This is a genomic window from Gordonia sp. i37, from assembly GCF_002043085.1.
Lineage (GTDB): Bacteria > Actinomycetota > Actinomycetes > Mycobacteriales > Mycobacteriaceae > Gordonia > Gordonia polyisoprenivorans.
The window spans coordinates 1-807 of sequence record NZ_MVPX01000498.1 but is presented as its reverse complement, the minus strand read 5'-3'; the positions used below and the strand labels follow the sequence as shown (position 1 = coordinate 807).

The following is an 807-nucleotide window of genomic DNA, read 5'->3' as shown; positions in this document are numbered from 1 at the left end:
AAAAACCCGCCTGCACACGAGTTCTCGCGTGCAGGCGGGTTTCGGGATGATCTCCGACCGTGGGTCAGAGAGCCTCGTAGAGCTCCCGGGCCAGCGTGGCGGTCTCGCTCGGCGTCTTGCCGACCTTGACGCCCGCAGCCTCGAGGGCTTCCTTCTTGGCCTGGGCGGTGCCGGAGCTGCCGGACACGATCGCGCCGGCGTGGCCCATCGTTTTGCCCTCGGGCGCAGTGAATCCCGCGACGTAGCCGACGACCGGCTTGGAGACGTTGGCCTTGATGTAGTCGGCCGCACGCTCCTCGGCGTCGCCACCGATCTCACCGATCATCACGATGACCTTGGTCTCCGGATCCTTCTCGAACGCCTCGATGGCGTCGATGTGGGTGGTCCCGATGACCGGGTCGCCGCCGATGCCGATGGCGGTGGAGAAACCGAGATCGCGCAGCTCGTACATCATCTGGTAGGTCAGGGTGCCGGACTTGGAGACCAGGCCGATCGGACCCTTGCCGGTGATGTTGGCCGGGGTGATGCCCACCAGCGATTCGCCCGGGGTGATGATGCCGGGGCAGTTCGGCCCGATGATGCGGGTCTTGTTCCCCTTTTCGACGTTGTAGGCCCACGCATAGGCGCTGTCCTGCACCGGGATTCCCTCGGTGATGACGACCAGCAGCGGGATCTCCGCGTCGATCGCCTCGATGATGGCGTCCTTGGCGAACTTCGGCGGGACGAAGGCGATCGAGGTGTCGGCCCCGGTCTCCTTGATCGCCTCGGCGACACTGCCGAAGACGGGCAGCTCCACGTCGGAGCCGT

Annotated in this window: 1 protein-coding gene; it reads right to left on the bottom strand. The window is 66.0% G+C overall.

The features are described 5' to 3' along the window. Positions 1–64: 64 nt before the first annotated feature. Positions 65–807: succinate--CoA ligase subunit alpha (gene sucD / locus B1964_RS24345; protein ID WP_079931621.1), on the bottom strand; the 743-nt coding region annotated here is incomplete at its 5' end.